The sequence below is a fragment of the Amycolatopsis sp. CA-211722 genome (genome assembly GCF_056828465.1).
The window spans coordinates 7,037,631-7,061,129 of sequence record NZ_CP184752.1; the positions used below are offsets into that span (position 1 = coordinate 7,037,631).

Annotated in this window: 22 protein-coding genes; 8 read left to right on the forward strand and 14 right to left on the reverse strand. The window is 69.3% G+C overall.

Annotation, left to right across the window (positions count from 1 at the left end; all coding sequences use genetic code 11):
- Positions 1 to 26: 26 nt before the first annotated feature.
- Positions 27 to 1,652, reverse strand: coding sequence for an AMP-binding protein (locus tag ACOCEP_RS33145; protein WP_482333191.1), 1,626 nt, complete (start codon positions 1,650 to 1,652; stop codon positions 27 to 29).
- Between the two features lie 109 nt (positions 1,653 to 1,761).
- On the opposite strand from ACOCEP_RS33145, the gene ACOCEP_RS33150 reads away from it, so the two are divergent.
- Complete coding sequence (locus ACOCEP_RS33150; protein ID WP_482333193.1) at positions 1,762 to 2,577, forward strand: helix-turn-helix transcriptional regulator; 816 nt, start codon at positions 1,762 to 1,764, stop codon at positions 2,575 to 2,577.
- Position 2,578: 1 nt separating this feature from the next.
- Here the strand turns inward: ACOCEP_RS33150 and ACOCEP_RS33155 are convergent, their stop codons facing one another.
- Positions 2,579 to 3,181 carry a hypothetical protein gene (locus ACOCEP_RS33155; RefSeq protein ID WP_482333194.1) on the reverse strand — a complete coding sequence of 201 codons (603 nt, stop codon included), beginning with the start codon at positions 3,179 to 3,181 and terminating at the stop codon, positions 2,579 to 2,581.
- Between the two features lie 150 nt (positions 3,182 to 3,331).
- On the opposite strand from ACOCEP_RS33155, the gene ACOCEP_RS33160 reads away from it, so the two are divergent.
- Positions 3,332 to 4,309 carry a GlxA family transcriptional regulator gene (locus ACOCEP_RS33160; RefSeq protein WP_482333196.1) on the forward strand — a complete coding sequence of 326 codons (978 nt, stop codon included), beginning with the start codon at positions 3,332 to 3,334 and terminating at the stop codon, positions 4,307 to 4,309.
- A 64-nt stretch (positions 4,310 to 4,373) separates the two neighbouring features.
- A complete protein-coding gene (locus ACOCEP_RS33165) occupies positions 4,374 to 5,363 on the forward strand; it encodes an alpha/beta fold hydrolase (protein WP_482333197.1) in 990 nt (329 codons plus the stop codon).
- A gap of 168 nt (positions 5,364 to 5,531) precedes the next feature.
- Here ACOCEP_RS33165 and ACOCEP_RS33170 read toward each other — a convergent pair whose 3' ends face one another.
- Both ACOCEP_RS33170 and ACOCEP_RS33175 read right to left on the reverse strand, forming a co-directional pair.
- Positions 5,532 to 6,485: a DUF6528 family protein gene (locus ACOCEP_RS33170; RefSeq protein WP_482333198.1), complete on the reverse strand. Its 954-nt coding sequence runs from the start codon at positions 6,483 to 6,485 to the stop codon at positions 5,532 to 5,534.
- Between the two features lie 77 nt (positions 6,486 to 6,562).
- The gene (locus ACOCEP_RS33175) at positions 6,563 to 7,519 is read right to left on the reverse strand and encodes an Acg family FMN-binding oxidoreductase (protein WP_482333200.1); all 957 of its coding nucleotides are present in this window, start codon (positions 7,517 to 7,519) and stop codon (positions 6,563 to 6,565) included.
- Between the two features lie 158 nt (positions 7,520 to 7,677).
- On the opposite strand from ACOCEP_RS33175, the gene ACOCEP_RS33180 reads away from it, so the two are divergent.
- Positions 7,678 to 7,974: a dsRBD fold-containing protein gene (locus ACOCEP_RS33180; protein ID WP_478226037.1), complete on the forward strand. Its 297-nt coding sequence runs from the start codon at positions 7,678 to 7,680 to the stop codon at positions 7,972 to 7,974.
- 6 nt (positions 7,975 to 7,980) lie between these two features.
- On the opposite strand, the gene ACOCEP_RS33185 is transcribed toward ACOCEP_RS33180, so the two are convergent.
- The gene (locus ACOCEP_RS33185) at positions 7,981 to 9,723 is read right to left on the reverse strand and encodes a GAF domain-containing sensor histidine kinase (RefSeq protein ID WP_482333202.1); all 1,743 of its coding nucleotides are present in this window, start codon (positions 9,721 to 9,723) and stop codon (positions 7,981 to 7,983) included.
- Positions 9,724 to 9,853: 130 nt separating this feature from the next.
- On the opposite strand from ACOCEP_RS33185, the gene ACOCEP_RS33190 reads away from it, so the two are divergent.
- Positions 9,854 to 10,831 (forward strand): Acg family FMN-binding oxidoreductase, encoded by a 978-nt coding sequence (locus ACOCEP_RS33190; RefSeq protein ID WP_482333204.1) that lies wholly within the window; start codon positions 9,854 to 9,856, stop codon positions 10,829 to 10,831.
- A 147-nt stretch (positions 10,832 to 10,978) separates the two neighbouring features.
- Here the strand turns inward: ACOCEP_RS33190 and ACOCEP_RS33195 are convergent, their stop codons facing one another.
- Entirely contained in the window at positions 10,979 to 11,611 is a 633-nt protein-coding gene (locus ACOCEP_RS33195; protein WP_199745763.1) for a response regulator, read from the reverse strand.
- Positions 11,612 to 11,799: 188 nt separating this feature from the next.
- Here ACOCEP_RS33195 and ACOCEP_RS33200 point away from each other — a divergent pair, with 188 nt between their 5' ends.
- Both ACOCEP_RS33200 and ACOCEP_RS33205 read left to right on the forward strand, forming a co-directional pair.
- Complete coding sequence (locus ACOCEP_RS33200) at positions 11,800 to 12,105, forward strand: ANTAR domain-containing protein (RefSeq protein WP_482333206.1); 306 nt, start codon at positions 11,800 to 11,802, stop codon at positions 12,103 to 12,105.
- Positions 12,106 to 12,206: 101 nt separating this feature from the next.
- On the forward strand, positions 12,207 to 12,581 hold the full coding sequence (locus tag ACOCEP_RS33205; protein WP_482339867.1) for a response regulator: 375 nt from the start codon (positions 12,207 to 12,209) through the stop codon (positions 12,579 to 12,581).
- 8 nt (positions 12,582 to 12,589) lie between these two features.
- Here ACOCEP_RS33205 and ACOCEP_RS33210 read toward each other — a convergent pair whose 3' ends face one another.
- From ACOCEP_RS33210 to ACOCEP_RS33220, 3 genes are read right to left on the reverse strand one after another with little or no spacing between them, the layout of a single operon-like run.
- Entirely contained in the window at positions 12,590 to 17,092 is a 4,503-nt protein-coding gene (locus tag ACOCEP_RS33210; protein WP_482333207.1) for a HAMP domain-containing protein, read from the reverse strand.
- A 22-nt stretch (positions 17,093 to 17,114) separates the two neighbouring features.
- Positions 17,115 to 18,185 carry a PAS domain-containing sensor histidine kinase gene (locus ACOCEP_RS33215; RefSeq protein WP_482333209.1) on the reverse strand — a complete coding sequence of 357 codons (1,071 nt, stop codon included), beginning with the start codon at positions 18,183 to 18,185 and terminating at the stop codon, positions 17,115 to 17,117.
- 32 nt (positions 18,186 to 18,217) lie between these two features.
- Entirely contained in the window at positions 18,218 to 18,898 is a 681-nt protein-coding gene (locus ACOCEP_RS33220; RefSeq protein ID WP_482333211.1) for a response regulator, read from the reverse strand.
- Positions 18,899 to 19,293: 395 nt separating this feature from the next.
- On the opposite strand from ACOCEP_RS33220, the gene ACOCEP_RS33225 reads away from it, so the two are divergent.
- The gene (locus tag ACOCEP_RS33225) at positions 19,294 to 19,560 is read left to right on the forward strand and encodes a hypothetical protein (RefSeq protein WP_482333213.1); all 267 of its coding nucleotides are present in this window, start codon (positions 19,294 to 19,296) and stop codon (positions 19,558 to 19,560) included.
- A 15-nt stretch (positions 19,561 to 19,575) separates the two neighbouring features.
- Here ACOCEP_RS33225 and pspAB read toward each other — a convergent pair whose 3' ends face one another.
- The 5 genes from pspAB to ACOCEP_RS33250 form a co-directional block, all read right to left on the reverse strand.
- Positions 19,576 to 20,133 (reverse strand): PspA-associated protein PspAB, encoded by a 558-nt coding sequence (gene pspAB, locus ACOCEP_RS33230; protein WP_482333215.1) that lies wholly within the window; start codon positions 20,131 to 20,133, stop codon positions 19,576 to 19,578.
- A 150-nt stretch (positions 20,134 to 20,283) separates the two neighbouring features.
- Complete coding sequence (locus tag ACOCEP_RS33235; protein ID WP_482333216.1) at positions 20,284 to 20,982, reverse strand: GAF and ANTAR domain-containing protein; 699 nt, start codon at positions 20,980 to 20,982, stop codon at positions 20,284 to 20,286.
- A gap of 118 nt (positions 20,983 to 21,100) precedes the next feature.
- Entirely contained in the window at positions 21,101 to 21,961 is an 861-nt protein-coding gene (locus tag ACOCEP_RS33240; protein ID WP_482333218.1) for a spermidine synthase, read from the reverse strand.
- The gene (gene speD, locus ACOCEP_RS33245) at positions 21,961 to 22,332 is read right to left on the reverse strand and encodes an adenosylmethionine decarboxylase (protein WP_482333219.1); all 372 of its coding nucleotides are present in this window, start codon (positions 22,330 to 22,332) and stop codon (positions 21,961 to 21,963) included. The genes ACOCEP_RS33240 and speD overlap by 1 nt, the downstream gene beginning before the upstream one ends.
- Positions 22,322 to 23,464: a type III PLP-dependent enzyme gene (locus tag ACOCEP_RS33250; protein WP_482333221.1), complete on the reverse strand. Its 1,143-nt coding sequence runs from the start codon at positions 23,462 to 23,464 to the stop codon at positions 22,322 to 22,324. Before ACOCEP_RS33250 ends, speD begins: the two co-directional genes overlap by 11 nt.
- Positions 23,465 to 23,499 lie beyond the last annotated feature (35 nt).

Here is a 23,499-nt window from a genome sequence, read left to right on the forward strand (position 1 = left end):
TCCAATCACGCGAGTTACGCCTCTGATCACGCGTGTTGCGCGTTCGAATGCCGCTCCCGCAGGAGAAACCGCTGGATCTTCCCGCTGGGTGTCTTGGGCAGCTCCGTCACGAAGTGCACTTCTCGCGGGTAGGCGTGCGCGGCGAAGCGGGTCTTGACCAGCTGCTGCAGCTCGGCGACCAGCGCGGTGTCGGCGGAGGCGCCGTCGCGGGCCACCACGTACGCCACGACCACCTCGCCGCGCAACGCGTCCGGGACACCGACGACGGCGCATTCCGCCACGGCGGAATGCTGCTGCAGAACGCTTTCCACGTCGAACGGGCCGATGCGGTAGCCCGCCATCAGGATGACGTCGTCGTCCCGCGACGCGAAGGTCAAGTAACCGTCGGCGTCCTTGGCGGCGACGTCGCCGGTGTAGTACCAGCGGCCGTCGGGGCTGAAGCGCGCGGCGGTGCGCTCGGGAGCGTCGCGGTAGCCCCGGAACCACACCAGCGGGCTCGCCGGGAGGTCCACGGCGACGCGTCCCCGTTCTCCCGGCTCGGCCACCACGTCGGCGTCTTCGCGGAGGACTTCGACCGCTAAGCCCGGCAGGACACGTCCCATCGAGCCGGGTTTGACCTCCGAGCGGAGGTCCGGATGCCACGCGTTACCCACCACCATGCCGAGTTCCGTCTGTCCATAGTGGTCGTAAACGCCGACACCGAGCTTGGCCCACGCCCAGTCCAGGACGTCCGGGGTCAACGGTTCCCCCGCCGACGAGCAGTGCCGCAGGCGAAGACCTTCCGGCACCGGGGCGGCCGAATTCCGGAGCGCGCGGTACACCGTCGGAGCGGCGGCGAAGTTGGTGACGCCGAACCGCTCCAGTACCGCCCACGTCAGTTCGGCCGAGAAACCCGCGTGCAGCAACAAACTCCGCCTGCCGGTCGCCATCGGCGTCATGATCGCGTAGTACAGGCCGTAGGCCCAGCCGGGGTCTGCGGCGTTCCAGAAGACGTCGTCCGCGCGGACGTCGAGCGCGAAGTCTTGGTACGCCTGGAAACCCGCGAGCGCGCGGACCGGAATCGGGACGGCTTTGGGCGTTCCCGTGGTCCCGGAGGTGAACAGCTCGACCAGGACCCCGCCCCCACCCGTCACCGCTGCTCCTCGAAGCGGCGCGGCGTCGGCCAGCATCTCCCGGAACGACAGATCGCCCGGCTCGCCGTCACCGACGACCACGATCCGCCGCGAGGGGTCGTCGGGCAGGTCGGCGGACGGCACCAGCTTGGAGCGCTGGCCGGCGTCGGCGATGACGACCTTCGTGTCGTTGCCGGTGACGCGGAGTGCGATGGCGGGCGGCGCGAACGCCGTGAACAGCGGGACGTGCACCGCGCCCAGCCGCCAGATCGCCAGGAGCGCGACGACCAGCTCCGCCGACTTGCCCATCAACGTCGCGACGCGGTCCCCCGGCCCGACCCCGAGGCCCAGCAGTGCCCCGGCGAAGCGTTCCGACCGCTCGCGCAGCTCGCCGTAGGTGAGATCGTGGCTGGTCAGATCCGCTTCGACGACGGTGAACGCGACCGCCTCCGCCGGATGCCGGTCGCACAACAGCGTCGCGGCACTGGCCCGCTCGTCGTCGTAGACCTCGAGCAACCGCCGGACGTGAGCTTCGGTCATCGTTTCTCCCGGGACGTTGGGCGAAGGCGTACAGTTCCGGAAATCGTGCGGGCGGGCCCGACCCGCCCACCACCCCCGATCGAGGGGGATCACCAAGGAGGGTGAGCCGATGCCGGTCGACGACGCCCAGCTCCTCGGCGCGGTCTCCGACCTGCGCCGCGACACCGGCCTGCCGGTCGGTTTCGCCGGGGTCGCGGTCGCCTCGCCGCGGATGCGGCTGACCGCGTTCCTCGGCAATCGCGGCACCGCGTTGAACGGCCTGTCCGTCCGCGCGGGCTGCGGCCTCGGCGGCAAGGCGCTCGCGCTCACCCGGCCGGTGGTCGCCAACGGTTACCACAGCGCGACCACGATCAGTCACGACTACGACGAGCCGGTCCGCGACGAGGGGATCCACTCGGTGGTCGCGGTACCCGTCGTCGTGCGCCGCCGTGTCCGCGCAGTGCTCTACGGCGGGCTTCGCGACGAGGCCGCCCTCTCCGACCGGACGATCACCGCCGCCCTGCACGCGGCGCGCGATCTCGAACAGACCTTGGCCGTCGAAGACGAGATCGAGAGTCGGCTGGCCGAAGCACGGCCGCTGGCGGAGCATCGTGAGGAGGCCGCGCCGCGGGAACGGCTGCGCGAGGTCTACGGCGAGCTCCGGGCGCTCTCCGGACAGATCGCCGACGGCGCTCTCCGCGACCGCCTCGACGAGGTGTGCGCCAACCTCACCGGCTCCGCTTCCCCGGTGGTGCGCCTCGCGCCGCGGGAACTCGACACCGTCGCGCTCGTCGCGCTCGGCCTGACGAACGCCGAGATCGCGCACCGCCTGGGCGTGACCGCGGAAACGGTCAAGAGCTACCTGCGGGACGCGATGCGCAAGCTCGACGCGACCTCCCGGTTGCAGGCCGTCACGCACGCACGGCGAATCGGCCTGCTCCCGTGACTCAGGACGGCGGCGGCAGCGGGGACACCGAGGCGATGCAGTACTTGTCGGCGCCTTCCCGCCGGACCTCGATGGTCGCGGTGAAGTTCTCTTCGTAGTTCAGCGTTCCCGACATGGTCACCGAGATCAGGTCCGGACCCGCCTCCTTCGGCTCCCCCGCCGTGAGGGAGGCGTTCCGGTCGCCGAACGCCTTCGCCGCGGCCCGGATCTTGTCCTTCGCGTCCGCGCAAGCCGACTCGGCGGCCTTGGCGGGCTCGTCACCGAACACCGCGAGCATGAACTTGCCCGCCAGCACCGGACCCCAATTGAGGTGCAGCGGGGCCTGCGTCGCGCTCGCCGACTTCGAGGACTTGCTGTCGCTCAGCATGAATCCGGGCGCCACGAAGGCGAGGATCACGAAGACGACCACCAGGAGTGCGCCACCACCGGCGATCAGCCCGATCAGGAGGCCGTTGCCCTTCTTCGGCGGCTGCTGACCCGGGAACTGGGGGCCGCCATAGCCCGGCGGCGGGTAACCCTGCTGGGGATACTGCTGCTGCGGGTATTGCTGCTGGGGGTACCCCTGCTGCCACTGCGGCCCTTGCGGTCCCTGTGGGTACGACATCGATGCTTCCTTCCCCCGGACAACCTGTGCGCGAGGAATCTACAGTCCCCTTCGGACAGTCCTGACCCGGCTCCGCCGCCGGTCAGGTCTCGTGAGTGGTGAGGACGGTTAGAACCGTCCTCACCACTCACGAGACCCTAGAATCGGCCCATGAGACGGCTGGCCGTGGTGGTCTTCAACGGGGCGTCGCTCGGCGCGATGTCCTTCGCGTTCGGCGTGTTCGAGATGGCGTCGGCCTTCGGGGAGTTGCCCGACCTCGAACTCAAGGTGGTCGGCGGCGAGCCGGGGACAGCGCTGCGAGGCGGCGGGCTGACCGTGCCGGTTCCCGAAGATCTCGCCGCGGTCCGGGACGCCGATCTGGTGCTGGTCCCGAACTGGCGGTCACCGATGGAGGATCCGCCGGAAGCCGCCCTGGAGGCGCTCCGCGCGGCACACGACCGGGGCGCCCGGGTCGCCGGCCTGTGCAGTGGTGCCTTCGTCCTGGCCGCGGCCGGTCTGCTCGACGGACGCCCCGCGACCACGCACTGGGCGATGGCCCCGCTGCTCGCCGCCCGGTTCCCGGCCGTCCTCCTCGACGAATCGGTGCTCTACATCGACGACGGCGACATCCTGACCGCGGGCGGCGGCGCGGCGGGGATGGATCTCGGCCTGCACCTGATCCGCTCGTGGTGCGGCGCGGGGGTGGCGAACCGGCTGGCGAAGGGCATGGTCGTCCCGCCGCACCGGCCCGGCGGGCAGGCTCAGTACATCGAGTCGCCGATGCCGGAACTCGACGAGGGCGATCCGGTGTCGGAGACGATGGCCTGGGCGCTGACCCGGCTGGACACGGCGCTCCCGGTCGACGAACTGGCCAGGCGGGCCCATATGAGCAGGCGCAACTACGATCGCCGGTTCCGCGAGATCACCGGTGCCGCCCCCGGCACCTGGCTCACCCACCAGCGTGTCATCCGAGCACAGCAGCTGCTCGAATCCACCGACCTCCCGGTCGACGAGATCGCCAGATACTGCGGGTTCTCCTCCTCCGCCGCGCTCCGCCCGCATTTCCGGCGGCAGGTCGGGGTCACGCCGGTGTCCTACCGGGAGACGTTCGGAACCAGCCTGGGCGTGCCCGAACCCATCCTGTCCTGAAACGAACCTCGGTTGGCGAAAACACCGCTCACGCCCGGTGCCCCGGCCGGGCCAGGATCGAGGCATGACCGAAGACAGCCGTTCCTTCCTCAACCGCCGGTCCATGCTCACCCTCGGCGCGGGTGCCGCGGCCGCGCTGGTGGCCTCGGGCGGCATCGCCGAGGCCGGCCAGTCCGGCGCCCCGGGCGACGCGGAACTCGCCCGGTCCCTCTCCGGCGGTTTCCGCAGCGAATACGCCCACGTCAACGGCACCCGGCTGCACTACGTCGCCGGTGGCCGGGGCGAACCGCTGATCCTCCTTCCGGGCTGGCCGGAGACCTGGTGGCAGTACCGCAAGGTCATGCCGGAGCTGGCGAAGCGGTACCGCGTCATCGCCGTCGACCTGCGCGGCATGGGCGGCTCGGGCAAACCCCAAGGCGGGTACGACAAGAAGACGATGGCCCGCGACATCTTCGAACTCCTGCGCACGCTGCGCATCCGGCAGGCGCATGTCGCCGGGCACGACATCGGGGCGATGGTCGCGTTCGCCTTCGCCGCGAACCACCCCGAGGCGACCAAGACCGTCACGCTCATGGACGTCTCGCATCCCGACGAAAGCCTGTACCAGCTCCCCATGCTGGCTCCGCCCGGGCAACCGGTGAACGTCTGGTGGTTCGCCTTCAACCAGGTCGCGACCCTGCCCGAACAGCTGCTGGCCGGCCGGTCCCGCTTCCTCGTCGACTGGATGTTCGACCATCTCGCGGCCGATCCGGCCTCGATCGGCGCCCGGGACCGGGCGATCTACGCCGCCGCGTACGACCGTCCGGACGCGATCCGCGCGGGGAACGGCTGGTACCAGGCGTTCGGCACGGATATCGAGGACCAGAAGTCCTACGCGAAGATCACCGCGCCGATGCTGGGGCTGGGCTCGGAGTTCAACTACGACTACCTCGCCGCGGTCCTGCCGTCGAAGGCGGTGGACGTCCGGGTGCGGAAGATCTCCGGTTCCGGGCACTTCGTCGCCGAGGAACAGCCGCGAGCGGTCATCGACGAACTGCAGACCTTCCTCGGGTGAGGCTTATAACCCGATTGGGTCAACGGCGCCCGCCGAACGGACCGATTCACTCGGTCAGGTGAAAGACGCGGCCACGCGTCATTCTCGCGACGGGGTCCCCTCTTCTCTGGTGTGTCGGTACCGGCCGTAAAGCCCCCCGAACGGCCGGTACCGACACGGAAGTTCAGCTCAACCGATCCACCAGCGGGCCTTGTAGATCCACGCGCCGTGCAGCGCCAGCTCGGCGCGTGGAAAGGCCAGCCGGACGGTGTCCGTGCACCACGTGCACAGATGGCCCTCCTGCACCGAGGCCGTCACGACCTGCCCGGTCCGCGGGTTCGTCGACACACTCTTCACATGCGGCCGGTCGATCTCCCGCGCACCCGCGTAGCGCTGGGTGAACCCTCCACTCGCCTTCGAGAACTGGTACACCCCCGCTTCCGTCGTCACCCACAGCAGATCAGGCCGACCAGGGACCGGCTGGAGATCGTGCCCGCCCTTCGTCGGCACCGGTACGGACCGCTGCTCGGTGAGCACCGGCGCGGCGGGTGTACCGCCGACGTTCAGCGCGACGAGCGCCTCGGTGCCCAGCGCCCACAGCACGTTCCGCCCGGCGTCCCACACCACGCCGTGCGCCCCCACCAGCCGGTACTCGGTGTAGGTCGTCGAACGCTGCCCCTGTGAAGCGGTGTAGACCCGCACCCAGCCTCCGGTGCTGGCCGCCACCGCGACGTTCCCGTCCGGCAGCAGTTCGATGCTGTGCGGGTTGGCGGGCCCGGCGACGTTCGCCGCCCAGTACGCCCGGTCGCCGGCCGGATACGGCACGACGGCGGCGAAACCGCCCGACGCCGACGTCAGCAGGTACTTCTCGCCGCCTCGCTCGGCGAGTTTCGCGTCGCTCGGGTTGCTCCACGAACCCGCCAGGTCCGCCAGGCCGTTGGCGGCGTTCGGCGCCCACGCCCAGCTCAACTTCCGGTTCTGCCAGGAGACCCGGTCGGCGGGCAGGACCAGGATCCGCTTGGACGCCTGCTCGGTGATGACGATCGAACCGCGATCGCGAATGTCCGCCCCCGCCGGCGCCGACGCCGCGACCGAGAGGCCCGCGATGACCAGCGCCACCCAGGTTTTCCGCATGATCTTCATAGGGAGACCGAACCCGGCCCGGGTGACGGCCGGGTGGCGGCGGCCCGAAACGTGGATGTCGACGAGATGACCCCGGATCAGAGGCTCACCTCGGAGCGCCGGAGCAGTACTTCGCCGAGCCGCCGGCGGGCCGTCATCGGCACCGGACGGCCGTACCCGAAGCGCAACACCGCGTGCGGCCGGCCGAGGTCGCCGAAGATCCGGTCCATCGCGGCCCGTGTCTCGGGGGTTTCGAACGGCCTGCCGACGAACGACGTCGCGAGCCCGGCGGCCGTCGCCGTCAGCAGTACCCGCTGCAGCACCATTCCCGCCCGAAGGTCCGCGGCCGGTCCGCCGTCCGCGGTCAGCACCGCGCCGAGCACCGGCTCGCCACCCTCGGGCTCGGCGGTGAAGAACGACTCCTGCGCGGGAATGGAATGAGGCGACGGTGGCCTGGTCGCCGCCGGGACACCGTCGGGCGAGTGCGGCGTTCGCCTGGTCCACAGCGCGACCTCCGCCTGGAACGCGCCGTTGCGTGCCTGTGCGGCCTCGGCCCGGTGCAGCACGCGCGCGACCGCGTTCGCCCGGTCACCACGCCCGAACAGCTCCAGCAGCCCGCCTTCGACGAGCGCGGCCGCCCGCAGCGTCGTCCGCGCCCACACGGGCACCGGCCGGTCCAGGAACGGACGGCGGTTCGTGTGACGCCGGAAGACGGCTTCGGACAGCCTTCGCTCCTCCGGCGAGGAGAACCGATCGCCGTCGATCTCCAGTTCGGCGAGCAGATCCGCCTCGTCCGGCTTCGGCACCACCCGCAGGGAAAGGGTCTTGCCGTTGGACCGCAACGAAATCATCAGGTTGAACATCGCCGCACCGCACGACAGCCGCGCCTCGCGGGCGTCCGGGTCGGCGATCCGGAGCACCCTCCCGCGGTCGAGCCACACCTCGATCCGGTCCCGGTCGGCGACGAAGCGCCACGGCTGGGTGTTGAGCGGGGACGGCGCGCGGACGGCGGCCGCCACCGCCTGGTCGACATGAGTCGGCAACGGGATCTTCATCGTGGCCTCTCTCCGGAAGACGAGGGTTGGTCCACCTTCGGCCGGGGTACCCGGCGACCGCAGCGGCCGCCGGTCACGAATTCCGAGGACTTTCGCCCCCGATTCACGGAGCGAGGACCAAGGACCCTGTGCCACGGACGGCGGTGATGGGAGCCTCGATGACCGGAACGGAGCCGACGATGACGGACAAGTGGACGATCGACGTTTCCCTGCAGCACGAGCCGTACCGGGTGCGCGCGGAAGCGTTGCTGCGGCTGGAAGACGGCGGCGAATTCGTCGGTGTGGGAATCGCGGAGGCCGGACTGAGAAACGGCTCGGCCTCCCAGATCGGCTCGTACCTCGCGGTGACGCGGGCGCTTTCGGATCTCACCGCGGAACTGCTGGAGACCGTCGCCTCCGACGTGGCCCGCTCGGTCGAAGTCGACGGGATCCTCACCACGCAGTCGACGAACTGACCGCGATCAGCGCAAGGGGGCGGACCACTCGATCCTGGTTCCGCCCTCTTCCCGCGTCTCCGCCTGGAACGCTCCCCCCGCCCTCTCCGCGCGATCACGCAGATTCCGCAGCCCGCCGGGCTCGACGGCCTCACCGCCGATACCGGTGCCGTCGTCGGTGACGACGATCCGCAGGACGTCGTCCTTCACCGCCACGCTCACCGAGACCCCGCTCGCCCGCGCGTGCCGGACCACGTTGCCGACCGATTCCCGGACCACCGCTTCGGCGTGTTCGGCGAAGGCGAGCGGAATGGAGTCGAGCGGTCCGGACAGGCTGACCGTCGGGTGGATGGCCGTGTCGTCGGTGAGTTCGGTGATCGAGTCGTAGAGCCGGTGCCGCAGCCGCACTCCCTGCTGGCCTGCCGCACCGCCGTGGAGATCGAAGATCGCCGTGCGGATCTCGTGCACGATCTCGTGCATCTGGTCGATGCTGTCCCCGATCCGTCGCCGCAGTTCCGGCGAGTCCGCCCGGCGGTGGGTGCTCTGCATGGCGAGCCCGACCGCGAACAGCCGCTGGATCACGTGGTCGTGCAGCTCCCTGGCGATCCGGTCGCGGTCGGCGAGCACGTCGAGTTCCCTCGCGGTGCGCTGCCGCGCGGCCAGTTGCAGCGCCAGCGCGGCCTGGTCGGCGAACGAGGCCACCACCGGCAGCTGGGCGAGCTCGAACGGGACGGCACCCGGATTCCGCACGGCCATCAGCACGCCGGACGTCCGCTCCCGCGCCCGGAGCGGCACCACGAGCGTGGGCCCGAGGCGCACCTCCCCCTCGGCGCCGAGCACGAGTTCGGGCACGCTGCGCGGAGTCCGGTCGCGGTAGACCGCCCCGGGCAACGAGGTGGCGACGCCGATCCGCGTCCCGGTCAGCTCCGCCGCCCGCGTCCCGGCGCAGACGGCGATCGTGAGTTCGTCGGCCTCGTCCTCCCCGTCCGGGCTGACGTCGAGCCTGCCGGAACCGGGCAGTGCCAGCAAAGTGAGGTCGGAACCGGTCAGTTCCAGGGCCCGGCCCGCGATCAGGTTGAGCGCGTCGACCGGATCGGTACCACCCAGCAGCTCCGTGGTCACCTCGCTGGTGGCGGCCTGCCACTGCTGGCGGAGCCGCGCCCGCTCGTAGAGATGGGCGTTCTCGATCGCGATCCCGGCCGCGGCGGCGAGCGCCTGGACGACCACCTCGTCGTCGTCGGTGAAATTGTCCCCGCGTTTCTCGGTGAGGTAGAGATTTCCGAACACTTCGTCGCGGACCCGGATCGGCACGCCGAGGAACGAGCGCATCGGCGGATGGTGCGAGGGGAACCCGACCGACGCGGGATGCCGCGAGATGTCGGCCAGCCGCACCGGTTTCGCCTCGTCGATGACGAAACCCAGCAGCCCGTGGCCCTTCGGGAGATGCCCGATCTGTCGCTTCGTCTCGCCGTCTACACCGAGGTGGACGAATTGGGCGAGCGAACCGTCGTCCGCGATCACCCCCAGCGCGCCATAGGTGGCTTCACCGAGATCGATGGCCGCCTGCACTATCCGGTGCAGCGTCGCGTCCAGCTCCAGCCCCGAGGCGACCGCGAGCACCGCTTCGAGCAGGCCGTCCATCTTGTCGCGCGTGCCGATGAGCCGTTCGATACGGTCCTGCAGATCCCGCAGCACCTCACGAACACGCAGCTGGGAAAGGGCGCCGGCGACCCGGTCGTCGTTCCCGCCCAGCCGGTCTTCAGCCGACATCCTGCTGCGCCTCCGAAGATCGGGACGACTACCTGCCGTGGTGACTTTCTCCTCTTTCGGCCCCGCACCGCGGGCGGGGACCGTCTCACGAGACAACCTTATTGCCCGTGGCGCGGCGGCGGGGGAAACCATGACCATACAAGTCACCGGGGTCGGACGTTTGAACTCCGAACAGGTGAATTCCGTGCTCCGGTCGGCCACGCTGGCCCCGTCGACGCACAACACCCAGCCGTGGCTCTTCCGGTGCGCCGGTACCGGAATCGAAGTCCACGCGGATCCGCGACGGCTCCTGCCCGCCACGGATCCGGACGGCCGGGAAATCGTTCTCTCGTGCGGCGCGGCCCTGTTCACGCTCCGGACGGCGATTCACGCACTGGGCTTCCATCCGGCGACGACCCTGCTGCCGAGCCGGGCAGATCCGGATTTGCTCGCCGTCGTCCGCCCGCTCGCCGAGCGCACGCCGGATCCGAAGGTCGTCCGGCTCGCCAGGGCGATCCCCCGGCGGCGGACCAACCGGCGGCCGTTCCTGTCCAACGCCGTCCCGGAACCCACGCTCACCGCCCTCCGCCACGCGACCGAGCTCGAGCACGCGTGGATGTCGAGCCTCGACGCGGACCAGTGCCGTCTGCTGCACGACCTCACCTCGCGCGCCCGGCACGAGCAGCTCTCCGAGCCCGCGTTCCTCGCCGAACTCGACCGCTGGACCGGGCTGGGCGCGAGCACTCGCGACGGAGTGCCGTCCTACGCGACCGAAGGCTCCCCCGTCGACGAAAGCTGGCTCCTCGACGAATTCGCCGAAGGCCACGCCGGCACATCGCCTCTTCCGCTCGTGGTGGTGATCGGATCGCTGACCGACGAACGGCTCGACCGCCTGCAAGCCGGCCAGGCGCTGCAACGGGTGCTGCTCACCGCGGCCTCCGTGGGCCTGGACGCGTCGTTCATCTCGCCACCGATCATGGTCCGCGGTGCCCGTGCCGAGCTCCGGCGTCTGCTCGGCTGCGGGGTGTGGCCGCAGGTGCTGCTGCGGGTCGGCTACGGGTCGCCGCTGCCGTGGACGCCGCGGCGCCCGCTGGAGGACATGCTGCTCGACACGCTCATCTCCGCTTGAGCGAGGACGGAGCCGTCTTGTGTCATGAACGACCCTTTCAGGACACCGAGCACTTCCCGGATGTCAGGAAAGGGCCGTTCAGGACGTTTTCCGTCCTGAACGGCCCTTTCCTGACATCCCGGGGCCCGGCAACGACGACCGGAGCCCTCACTGCCGCCGAAGTTCCGTCGCCAGCACGGCCGCCTGGGTCCGCCGCTGCATCCCGAGTTTCGTCAGCAGCCGCGACACGTAGTTCTTCACGGTCTTTTCCGCGAGGAACATGCGTTCGGCGATCTGCCGGTTGGTCAGTCCCTCGCCGATCAGTTCCAGCAAGGTGCGTTCCTGGTCGGAAAGCCCGGCGAGCGGCCCCTTCTTGGCGGCGTCGTCGCGGAACTTCGCCATCAGCGTCGCGGCGGCCCGCGTGTCCAGCAACGACCGGCCGAGGCCCACCTCCTTGACCGCCGCCACCAGGTCCATCCCCCGGATGTCCTTGATGACGTATCCGCTCGCGCCGGCCATGATCGCGTCGAGCATCGCCTGCTCGTCCGTGTAGGACGTGAGCATCAGGCATTTCAGCTCGGGCATCTTCGAGCGCAGCTCGCGGGCGAGCTCGACGCCGTTGCCGTCCGGCAGCCGCACGTCGAGCACGGCGACATCCGGCCGCAGCGCCGGAATCCTCGCCAGCGCTTGGGAAAACGTGGCGGCCTGACCGACGACGCACAGGCCTGCGTCCTCCTCGAGCATGTCCGCGACCCCTCGACGGACCACCTCGTGATCGTCGACCAGAAACACCCGGAGCATTCCGACCTCCACGGTTTCCCTCCTCGGATATGAGCGTACGGCGCACGGCCGGTCACTGCGACAGGCCAAAGGGCCCTGTTCGGCGCCCGTTCGAGTGGCGGCCGCCGACCGGACCAGGTTCATTTGCATCATTCGAGTCAGGACGTTCTGTTCTTCCGGAGCAGTCCGGCCGCTGCGACGATCAACTCATGTCCGAGACCACGCTTTCGCCGGCCGCTTCGGCCGGATCCTCCGACCCGGCCGACGACCTCGTGGCCATGCGCGACCGGATCCGGTTCTACCGTGCCCGCGCCGAGCAGCTCCAGTACGCGCTCGACCACCGGCTCCCGATCGAACAGGCGAAGGGGATCCTCGCCGAGCGTTACCAGATCGACGTCGACGCGGCGTTCGAACTGCTGCGCTCGTTCTGCCGCAACAACAACATGAAGATCCACGACGTCGCCAGGACGCTCATCGAGCAGCCGAGCGAAGGCGACCACCGGATCTCTTGCTGAGTCACGTCGAGTTCGGCGGGGGGCCCGCGACCACCACCGGCGCCGCAGACAGCGCGGGCTCGGACCGGGTGATGAACCGAACGCCGCCCCCCAGGCTCCGGGTGCTCGTCGCGGACGACAACCCGGTCATCGGCGACGCCCTGCGGGCTCTCTTGGATTCCGAACCGGACATCGAGGTGGTCGCCGTCGCGGTCGACGCCGGTGAAGCGGTCGCGCTCGCGGAACTCCTGGTCCCGGAGGTCGCGCTGCTCGACGTGCGGATCCCCGGCGGGGGCGGCGCGTGGATGGCGCGGGAGATCCGGCGGCGGGTGCCCCATACGCGGCTGATGGCGTTCTCCGCGCACAGCGACACCCGGTCCATCGCCCAGATGGCGTCCGCGGGCGTCACCGAGTACCTCGTGAAGGGCAGCCCCAACACCGAGATCGTCGCGGCCATCCGCCGTGTCTGCGCGAGCGGCGCCAACGGGACCGAGTAGCCCGCCGCTCAATCCGCCAGCCAGCGTTCCATGCACGCCAGCAGTTCCTCCGCGTCCACGGGTTTGGTGACGTAGTCGCTCGCCCCGGCGGCGAGACTCTTCTCCCGATCCCCCTCCATCGCTTTCGCGGTCACCGTGATGATCGGCAGGCCGGCGAACTTCGGCATCTCGCGGATCGCGGCGGTCGTCGCGTGGCCGTCCATCTCGGGCATCATCACGTCCATCAGGATCAGGTCGATACCGTCGTCGGACAGCAGTTCCTCGATGCCCTTGCGGCCGTTGGGCGCGTGCACGACCGACAGTCCGTGCAGTTCGAGCATCCCCGAGATCGCGTACACGTTGCGGGGATCGTCGTCGACGAGCAGGACCTTGCGGCCCCGCAGCCGCGGCGGTCCGGCGGGCAGACCGGACGGCCGGTCCGGCGACGGCACCGTCACTTCCGGCTGCCGCATCAGCGGCAGGATGCCTTCGAGCTCACTGGCCGAGATGTGCAACATGATGCGCTCCCGCAACATGTCCAGCGACGGCAGCAGCTCGACCGGATGCATCTTCGCGTGCCCGTGCAGCAAGCGTTCCTGCGCCGCGCTGAGCTTGCGGGTCGCGTGCGCCAGCACCGGGACCTCGACCGGGTCCGGCCCCTCGGCGAGCCGTTTGAGGAAGCTCAGCGCGCTCGTCCCCGGGATGCTGGTGTCGAGGACGACGCAGCGGTAGCTCTCCCGCTTCACTTCCTCGAACGCTTCCACCGGATCGGCCACCGCCCGGACCTGGACCGAGCCGTGGCTGTCCGCGACGTCGGCCGCGACGCCGCGGGCGAGCAGGGTCAGCAGGCTGTTCCGCTCTCCCTCCACGACCAGGACCCGCCGCTCCGCGCCGACGTTGTCCACAGTGGACTCGTCGAGGCTCGCGGGCGCGGCGAACCTGGCCACCGGCAGGTAGAGGGTGAACGTGCTGCCGGTCCCCAGCACACTGTCCGCCCGGATCTCACCGCCGAGCAGGTACGCGACCTCACGGCTGATCGACAGACCGAGCCCGGTGCCGCCGTACTTGCGGCTGGTGGTGCCGTCGGCCTGCTGGAAGGCCCCGAAGATCGACTCGAGGTTCTCGTCGGCGATCCCGATGCCGGTGTCGATGACACTGAACGCCACCAGTGCCTCGTGCGGGAGCGCGCCCGATGGCGAGACGACGGTGTCGACCAGTTCGACCCGCAGTTCGACGCGGCCGTCTTCGGTGAACTTGACCGCGTTCGACAGCAGGTTCCGCAGGACCTGCCGCAGCCGCTGTTCGTCGGTGAACAGCAGTTCCGGCACGTTGGGTTCGACGGTGACCTGGAAGTCGAGCCCCTTCTCCGCGGTCAGCGGCCGGAAGGTCGTGCCGACGTAGTCGAGCAGCTGACGCAGCGGGAACGGCTCGTGATGGATGTCCATCTTGCCCGCCTCGACCTTCGACAGGTCGAGGATGTCGTTGATCAGCTGCAGCAGGTCGGTGCCCGCGGACTGGATCACCTTCGCGAATTCGACCTGTTTGGGCGTCAGGTTCTGGGTGGAGTTCTGCGAGAGGACACCGGCGAGGATCAGCAGGCTGGTCAGCGGGGTGCGGAGCTCGTGCGACATGTTCGCCAGGAACTCCGACTTGTACTTCGAAGCCAGCGCCAACTGCTGCGCGCGTTCTTCGATTTCCTGACGTGCCTGCTCGATTTCGAAGTTCTTCACCTCGATGTCGCGGTTCTGCCGCGCGAGGAGTTCGGCCTTCTCTTCCAGTTCCGCGTTGGACACCTGGAGTTTCGCCTGCTGCGCTTGAAGTTCCTCGGAACGGACCTGCAGCTCCTCGGCGAGCCGCTGGGACTCCTCCAGCAGGGAGTCGGTCCGCGCGTTGGCGATGATCGTGTTGACGTTGACCCCGATGGTCTCCATCAGCTGTTCGAGGAAATCCTTGCGGACGGCGGTGAATTCGCCGAACGAGGCCAGTTCGATGACGCCGAGCACCTGATCCTCGAAGACGATCGGCAACACGATCAGGGTGACCGGCGGAGCGGAGCCGAGGCTCGACGAGATCTTCACGAAACCCGGTGGCGTCCGGTCGACCACGATCGGTTTCTTGGTCTGCGCGGCCTGGCCGATCAGCGACTGCCCCATCGCGAAATCCGCGGGCTTGTCCGGGTCCTCGCTGTGCCCGTAGCTGGTGATCAGCCGCAACCGGGTGCCGTGTTCACCGGATTCGGTGAGGAACAGCGTGCCGTGCTGGGCGCCGACCAGCGGGGTCAGCTCGTTCATGATGAGCGTGGCCACCACTCGCAGGTCCCGATGCCCCTGCATGAGGCCGGAAATTCGCGCCAAATTGGTGTTGAGCCAGTCCTGTTCCTCGTTCGCCCGTGTCGTCTCGCGCAGCGACTGGACCATCGCGTTGATGTTGTCCTTCAGCTCCGCGACCTCGCCCTGCGCCTCGACGGAGATCGAGCGCGTGAGGTCGCCGGTGGCCACCGCGCTGGTGACCTCGGCGATCGCCCTGACCTGGCGGGTCAGGTTCCCGGCGAGCTCGTTGACGTTCTCCGTCAGCCGTTTCCAGGTGCCCGAAACGCCTTCGACCTCGGCTTGGCCGCCGAGCCGTCCCTCACTGCCGACCTCGCGCGCGACGCGGGTGACCTCCGCGGCGAACGCGGAAAGCTGGTCGACCATCGTGTTGATGGTGGTCTTGAGTTCCAGGATCTCGCCGCGCGCGTCGACGTCGATCTTGCGGGAAAGGTCGCCCTGCGCGACCGCGGTGGTCACCTGCGCGATGTTGCGGACCTGACCGGTGAGGTTGTTCGCCATCGAGTTGACGTTGTCGGTGAGGTCCTTCCAGGTCCCGGCGACGTTCGGCACCCTGGCCTGCCCGCCGAGGATGCCTTCGGTGCCGACCTCGCGCGCCACCCGCGTGACCTCGTCCGCGAAGGCCGACAGCGTGTCGACCATCGTGTTGATCGTCTGCGCGAGCGCGGCGACCTCGCCCTTGGCCTCGACGGTGATCTTCTGCGACAGGTCGCCCCTGGCGACCGCGGTCGCGACCTGGGCGATGGACCGCACCTGATCGGTCAGGTTGTCGGCCATGACGTTGACCGACTCGGTCAGGCCCTTCCACGTCCCCGACACCCCCTTGACGTCCGCCTGACCACCCAGCCGCCCCTCCGTACCGACCTCACGCGCCACCCGCGTCACCTCGTCGGCGAACGACGACAACTGGCCGACCATCGTGTTGATGGTGTCCTTGAGTTCCAGGATCTCGCCGCGGGCGTCGACGCGGATCTTCTGCGACAGATCGCCTTTCGCCACCGCGGTGGTGACTTCGGCGATCGACCGCACCTGATCAGTGAGGTTGTCGGCCATGACGTTCACGGACTCCGTCAGGCCCTTCCACGTTCCCGACACCCCCTTGACGTCCGCCTGACCACCCAGCCGTCCTTCGGTGCCGACCTCGCGGGCCACGCGGGTGACCTCGTCGGCGAACGACGACAACTGATCCACCATCGTGTTGATCGTGTTCTTCAACTCCAGGATCTCGCCCCGCGCGTCCACGGTGATCTTCTGCGACAGATCGCCTTTCGCCACCGCCGTGGCCACCTGGGCGATGGAGCGGACCTGCGCGGTGAGGTTGCCCGCCATGAAGTTCACCGACGTCGTCAGATCCCGCCAAGTGCCGGCCACCCCGGGCACCTGGGCCTGCCCGCCGAGCGCTCCTTCGGTGCCGACCTCACGCGCCACCCGCGTCACCTCGTCGGCGAACGACGACAACTGATCCACCATCGTGTTGATCGTGTTCTTCAACTCCAGGATCTCGCCCCGCGCGTCCACGGTGATCTTCTGCGACAGATCGCCTTTCGCCACCGCCGTGGTGACCTCGGCGATCGACCGCACCTGATCGGTCAGGTTGCCCGCCATGAAGTTCACCGACGTCGTCAGATCCCGCCAGGTCCCGGCCACCCCGGGGACTTCCGCCTGCCCGCCCAGCCGCCCTTCGCTGCCGACCTCACGCGCCACCCGCGTCACCTCGTCCGCGAACGACGACAACTGATCCACCATCGTGTTGATCGTGTTCTTCAACTCGAGCATCTCGCCCTTGACGTCGACGGTGATCTTCTGCGAGAGATCACCCTTCGCCACCGCCGTCGCGACCTCCGCGATGTCGCGGACCTGGCCGGTGAGGTTGCCCGCCATCGCGTTCACCGAATCGGTGAGGTCCTTCCACGTCCCCGAGACCGAGGGCACCGCCGCCTGGCCGCCGAGCTTCCCGTCGGTCCCCACCTCGCGCGCGACCCGCGTGACCTCGGAGGTGAACAGCGCCAGCTGATCGACCATCCCGTTGAAGACGAGCGCCATCTCGTCCATCAGGACGTCGTCCACCTGGGGCAGCCGCGTGCTGAAATCACCGTCGCGGACGGCTTTCAGCCCCTCCAGGAGGCGCTGCAGGCCCTGGTCGTCGATCGTCCCGCCCACCCGGGCCTGCTCTCTCGATCCACGCTTGCTACCTGGTTCCGGCATCGAGATGTCTCCTTCGTTCCGACTACCCGCGGGGAGGGCTCAGCGGGATCCAGAAGGTCACCGACGTACCTTCGCCGGGTCTGCTGGAGATCCGGAACCAGCCTTGCGCCGCTTCAGCACGTTCACGCATCGACGCCATGCCGATGTGCTCGCCCGACAACGATTCGTGCCCGCTCTCGCCATCCGGCTTCATCCCGCCACCGTCGTCGGTGACCGTCACCAGCAGACCACCGTCCTGCCCGGTCAGCGAGACCTCGACGGAGGTGGCGTTCGCGTGTTTACGCACGTTCACCAGCGCCTCCTGCAGGATCCGGAAGACGGTGACGACGAGATCGGGCGGCGGTCTGACGGCCAGATCGTGCCGCAGCGCGTACTCGAGGCCCCAGCTCGCGACCACCTCGTCGAGGTAGTCGCGGACGGAGGCGATCAGGTCCTCGTCGTTCAACGCCGGCGGCCGCAATTGGGCGACGAGGATCCGCAATCGCCGGATGGCCCCTTGAATCGCTTCGTCGAGTTGCTTCAACGCGGGATCGCGCCGTTGTGCGGCGAGCATCTGCAACCGCATGCTCACCGCGATCATCGACTGAATGGAATCGTCGTGAACGTCCCACGCGATACGGCGACGTTCGGTTTCCTGCGCCCGGACCAAATGTGCGAAGGCCTGGCGGCGTTCGGTCCTTTCCTCCTGTGTTTTCCGGCGTTCGGTGAGATCACGGGTGACCTTGCCGAAACCGAGGAGTTCGCCTCTTTCGTCCCGCAAGGCGGTGATCACGGTGTTGGCCCAGAACCGTTCGCCGCCGCGCCGGACGCGCCAGCCCTCGTCCTCGTGGCTCCCCCGCTCGGCGGCGACCAGCAGTTCCGCGGCCGGTTTGCCGCCGGCGACGTCGTTCTCGGTGTAGAAGACGGAGAAATGACGCCCGAGGATCTCGTCCTCGGAATAGCCCTTGATCCGCTCCGCCCCCGGATTCCAGCCGATCACCCGGCCCTCGACGTCCAGCAGGTAAATGGCGTAGTCGACGACGCTGTGCATGAACAACTCGAAGAGCACAGCGCTGCGGTGATCGGGTGCCTGTTCCGATGGCAGCATGGCCATAGTGCAGCTTGGCACTCGGATACGTCTTCCCGCTACGGCCGTTCGAGGAGGCCATTCTTGCGCGCGTGCGCCACGGCTTCGAGTTTCGAATGGGTCCCGGTCTTCACCAGGATCCGCTGCACGTGATTCCGCACGGTATTCCGCGCCAGCCGCAGCTCCTCCGCGATCCGGTCGGTCCCCGCGCCGTCGGCGATCAGCCCCAGCACCTGCCGTTCCCTCAGGGTCAGCACCGGCCCGAGCCGGCCAGGGCTGCCTGCCAGCATGGCCAGCGCGCCGCTGAGCAGTTCGGGGTCGATCACCACGTCGCCCGCCGCGATCGTCCGGATCGCCGTGACCAGCTCGTCGAGCAGACCGGATTTCAGCAGCAGCCCGGCCCCGCCGACCTCCAGGATCCTGGCGGCGATGGCGCTGTTCGCGTCGCCGGTCAGCACCAGCACCCTGCTCGACGGCGAGATCGCGCGGAACCCGGCGATCGCCTCGATCCCGTCGCCGTCCGGCAGCCGCCGATCCAGCAGGACGATGTCGGGCAGGTGCTCTTCGGCCGCGATCATCCCGTGCGCCAAGGACTCCACCGACGCCACCAGGTCGATCTCCGGGAATTCCTCGAAGGCCGCGCCCAGCGCTTCGGCCACCATCTTGTGATCCTCGACGAGCAGCACCCGGATCGGGGCCGCGGCCGGGGGCACGGGCTGCGGGCAGGTCGGGTTCGGCATGCACCTTCTCCGTCGATCGTGGTCTCGCCGGGACCATTGTCCGGCAGATCCCCGGAAATCGATCCGGCCCACGGCCGCATTCACCCTCGTGCGAATTCGCGGCCCTCACGTGCCCGGAGACGCGGTGTCTTACGCCTCCGAACACGCGTGTTACGGCTTCGATCACGCGAGATGCGGCTGGAAGCACGCGTGTTACGGCCGGCGCATTGTCCCACCGGCTCCGGCCCGGCCGGCGTTTCGAGGCCGACCCGTGACCCGCCGTACCCGCCTGGCGACCGAGTGGGGTCTTTGTGCCCTCGATGGCACAACCTTCGGCGCTGACCGGAACGGCGCCGGTGGCCCATCGTCGTACGTGACGACACCGGACCGAGAGCGCGGAGAAGGGTGAGCGGGACGTGACCACGAGAATCTGCGAGACCCACCGCCGTCCCGGAACGCGCGCCGCACGCCGGGCACGGTGCGCGGCCGAACTCGAGCGCCTGCCGAGGGTCGTGACGAAACCCGAAACGCACGCCTCGCTGCTCGACGACGTCCTCGCCGCCATCCGGCATCTCGACGGCGCGGCCCTGGCCACGCGATCGCGACGCCGCCTTCCCGGCTGGAGCCCGCGAGACCGCCGCGTCCAGCGGCTGCGCGGCTGGCTCGGCGGCGCGCCGGGCTGACCGGACGGGCGCCCGTCACACCGGGCGCCACCGGCCGATGTCGGACTCCATGGGCACGATCCGGGTCAGCGACGAGCGGACCTTCAGTTCCATCGCCCTGTCCCGGCCACGGGATCCGCGAGGCGCGTACGGGTAGAACGTGCCGCGCTCCCGGCGGTAGACCATGATCAGCTTCGGATGACGCATGTCCCGCAGCTCGGCGAAGTCCACCGTCGTATGCAGCAACCAGGACGCGAACCCGGCCTGGGCCAACCGCTCGTTGACGTCGGCGAGATCGTCGAGCAACCAGCCGAGGTCCCCGTTCTCCCGCCAGCAGCGCACGATCGTCCGCCCGTGCGCGTCGTGGGTGACCACGTTGCGCCGGACGGAATCCCCGGCGAGCCCGGCGACGATCTCCGCATCCGTCCCCTTGCCGGGACGACCTTCCGCGACGAAGCAGACCGTCCCCGATCCGGTGGGCGCCAGCCCATGCCCGGACCGCAGCGCCAGTACCGCGGACCTCAACTCCAGCAACGGAAGCAGGCTCGGCCGCACCGACCGGCTCCGCACCCGCAGACTTCCCAGCAACGCCATGACCTTCACCGCACCCTTCTGGTGGGTGAAGCCTGTCCGATTCCCCCGTCGTCCCCTAGGGCCGCACGGTCGCGCGTTGTCCGGGACAAGTCCCCGGTTCCGGTGACCAACGGCCCTACCAGCACTCGACCGCCGTTTTCCGGCCGATCGTCACCGGTCTCGCGGCCGGGTTTCCCGGATGTCGAGCGTGCCGTCGACGACGCCGCGCGCGACCTCCGCCAGCTTCCTGTTCGAACCGCGGGCGAACGACCGCATGCGGTGGAAGGCGGTGCCGACGTCGACACCGCCGCGTTCGGCGAGGATCCCTTTCGCCTGTTCGATGACGACCCGGCTGTCGAGCGCGGTCTGCAGCTGCGCCGAAAGCGTCCGATAGTGGCGCAATTCCCGCTGCTGCAGGAGACACGACGTCGCGACGTCGGCGAGCGCCCGGCCCAGCCGGCGGTCTTCGACGCTCAGGACCACGGTTTCGGCACTGAGGAAGGCGATCGCACCGACGGTTTCGTCCATCGCGCGCAACGGCAACGCGGAAACCGCGGCATACCCCTTCCCCGCCATTCTGGCGGCGTAACCCGGCCAGCGCGAAACCTCCGCGGAGAGGTCGTGGACGGCGATGTCGTTCCCGGTTTCGAACGACTCGCGCGCGGGCCCCTCCTCCACCACCGCGGGATGACGTTCGAGTTCCAGGCCAGGCAGGAAGATCTCCGTGGAATCGATCGGAAGCAGCCGCGCGCATTCGCTCGACAAGGTGTCCACCACCCGGACCGGTCCGAGGTCTTCCGTGACGCTCGCGGTCAAACTCGCGAAGGCGGCACAGACCGCGGGCTCCCGGTCCGCTCGCCAGCTACTCACCCGAGCGATTCTGGCCTCCACCGCGACCAGCGGCAACGACCAGATGGAGGATCCTGTACCGAGGGCGTCACGCACGGCGACGACCGTTGATCTCGGCGGGATAACGGGATACTGCGTCTCAGTGCCGCCGCAAGGAAAACGGCGGGACCGTGTTCGCCCTCAGCGCTTCTTCGTCCATTGTGGACTCACCGATTCCCGCTTTGCCGATCCTTTCCGCGACGAGCGCGCCGGGATCTTCGACCGCGTCGGCCCTGCCGCTCAGGAACGCCCACTCGTGCTCGTCCGAACCGTAGTAGAGAACGGTCCCGAACGACTCCGTGAACCGGCGCCACGACGAGATCAGCGTCTGATTGCGCCACAGCGTCGGGCAGCCCGCCTGACATCCGACCACCCCGCCTTCGGTGAGCGATTCCGTGCACCGGGCCAGGAAATCGGAACCGTACAACCGGTTGTGCTGTGCCTCCGGATCGTCGTTCTCGTCCGGCAGGTCGATCACGACCACGTCGTAGGAATCCCCGCGCTCACGCGCCTCGGCTAGGAACTCCCAGCCGTCGCGGTAGTGGATCCGGATCTTGCCCTCGCCGCGCTCGGCGCGGGCCAGATCGTCGAGGGTGTAGCCGTAGGGAAGGTGTTCGGCGCAGACGCGCACCGCTTCGGCGTCGATGTCGACGTGATCGACGACCTCGGCACCCGCGGCGACCGCGAGCTCGGAGGCGACCCCTTCGCTGGAGCCGATGATCAGCACCCGCTCGACGCGCTCGGCGAGCAACAGGGACGGGACCATCAGCGCCTCGTGGTAGACGAGCTGGCTCAGCTCGGTGCTCTGCCGTTCGTCGTCGCAGAACAGGGAGATCCCTTGCGCGGTCCGTCCGATGAGGACGTTCTGGAACGCGGTCCGGCCCTCGAACAGGACCTCCTCGACGTCCCAGTTCCGGGTGAGCCCCGCGCCCATCGGCTCGACGATCACTCGCTGCGCCATCAGTTCTCTCCTCGTTCCACGGTGGACATCCGGACGGTCCCGGCGCCGAGCATCTTCGCCAGCAGGGCGACCGCGCGTTCCGGATCCGCCCGGTCCCCGCAGGTGAACACGTCCACGAACACCGAGCCGATCTCCGGATAGGTGTGCACCGACGCGTGCGATTCCGCCAGCAGCGCCAGCACGGTGACCCCCTGCGGGGCGAAGGAATGCGACACGACTTCGCAGACCGTCGCCCCCGCCTCGGTCACCGCTTCGGCGAGTGTCCGCTCGAGGAGCACGGCGTCGTCGAGCAACGACGGCTCGATCCCCTCGAACTCCGCGAGTACGTGGCGGCCGGCGAACCGGCCGACGAGTGGTACTTCACCCGGCATCGGCGAACCTCCCCACACAATAGGTACGCAACGGCTCGATTCCGTTGAAGGCGACGGACGAATAGCTGGCGGTGTACGCCCCGGTCCCCGGGATGTCCAGCCGGTCGCCCGCCTTCAACGACATCGGCAGCGCGCACGGCGTCCGCTGGTACAGCACGTCGTCACCATCGCAGGTCGGTCCCGCGAGGACCACCGGTCCTTGCGGTCCCTTGACGCCGACGGCCTCCAGCCGATACGCGACAGCTTCGTTCTCGCACTCCGCCATTCCGTTGTACCTGCCGACGTCGAGGTAGACCCAGCGGCGTTCGTCGGCCGCGGCGCGGGTCGTCACCAGGACGACCTCGGTCCTGATGAGCCCGGCGTCGCCGACGATCACGCGACCGGGCTCCAGCAGCAACTCCGGCCCCGGCAGATGCTCGCGGCGGGCGTCGTGGATCACCGCGGCGTACTCCGCCAGCGACGGCACGGGCTCCCGGTGCTCGGTGGCGAACCCGCCGCCGATGTTGAGCCGCTCCGGTACGACACCGGCGTCGGCGGAGACCTTGGCCGCGGTCGCGATCCCGATCTCCCAGGCGGCCGGATCCGGCTGCTGCGAGCCGGCGTGGAACGCGATTCCCGGCCGCAGCCCGGCTTCCGCGACCTGGCGGAGCAGGGCGGCGGCGACCGCGGGCTCGCAGCCGAACTTGTGGCCGAACGGCGTGACCGAGTCCGGGCCGCCGGCCAGGAGCCGGACCGAGACCAGCGAACCGGGCGCGTGCTCGGCCAGGTTCGCCAGATCACCGGCGGAATCCGTGGTGAATTCACGGACTCCCCGCGCGTACGCGGAGGCGATGTCCGCCGGTTTCTTGATCGTGTTGCCGTAGGCCAGGTCCGCCGCCCGCGCGCCCCGGGAAAGGCACAGCTCGATCTCCGCCGTGCCCGCCACGTCGAATCCGGCGCCGGTCGACGCCACGGCGTCGAGTACCTCGGGAGCCGGATTCGCCTTGACCGCGTAGCGGATCAGCGCGTCCGGGAACGCCGCCGAGACCGCGGCCGCGCGTTCCGCGACCAGGTCGGTGTCGACGACCAGGCACGGTGTCGGCGGCTCGCGGTCCGCCAGGAAGGCGCGGATCCGGTTCAGGCTTGCGGTCACGCACCCCAGGGTGTCAAAGCCCGATCACCGGCCCG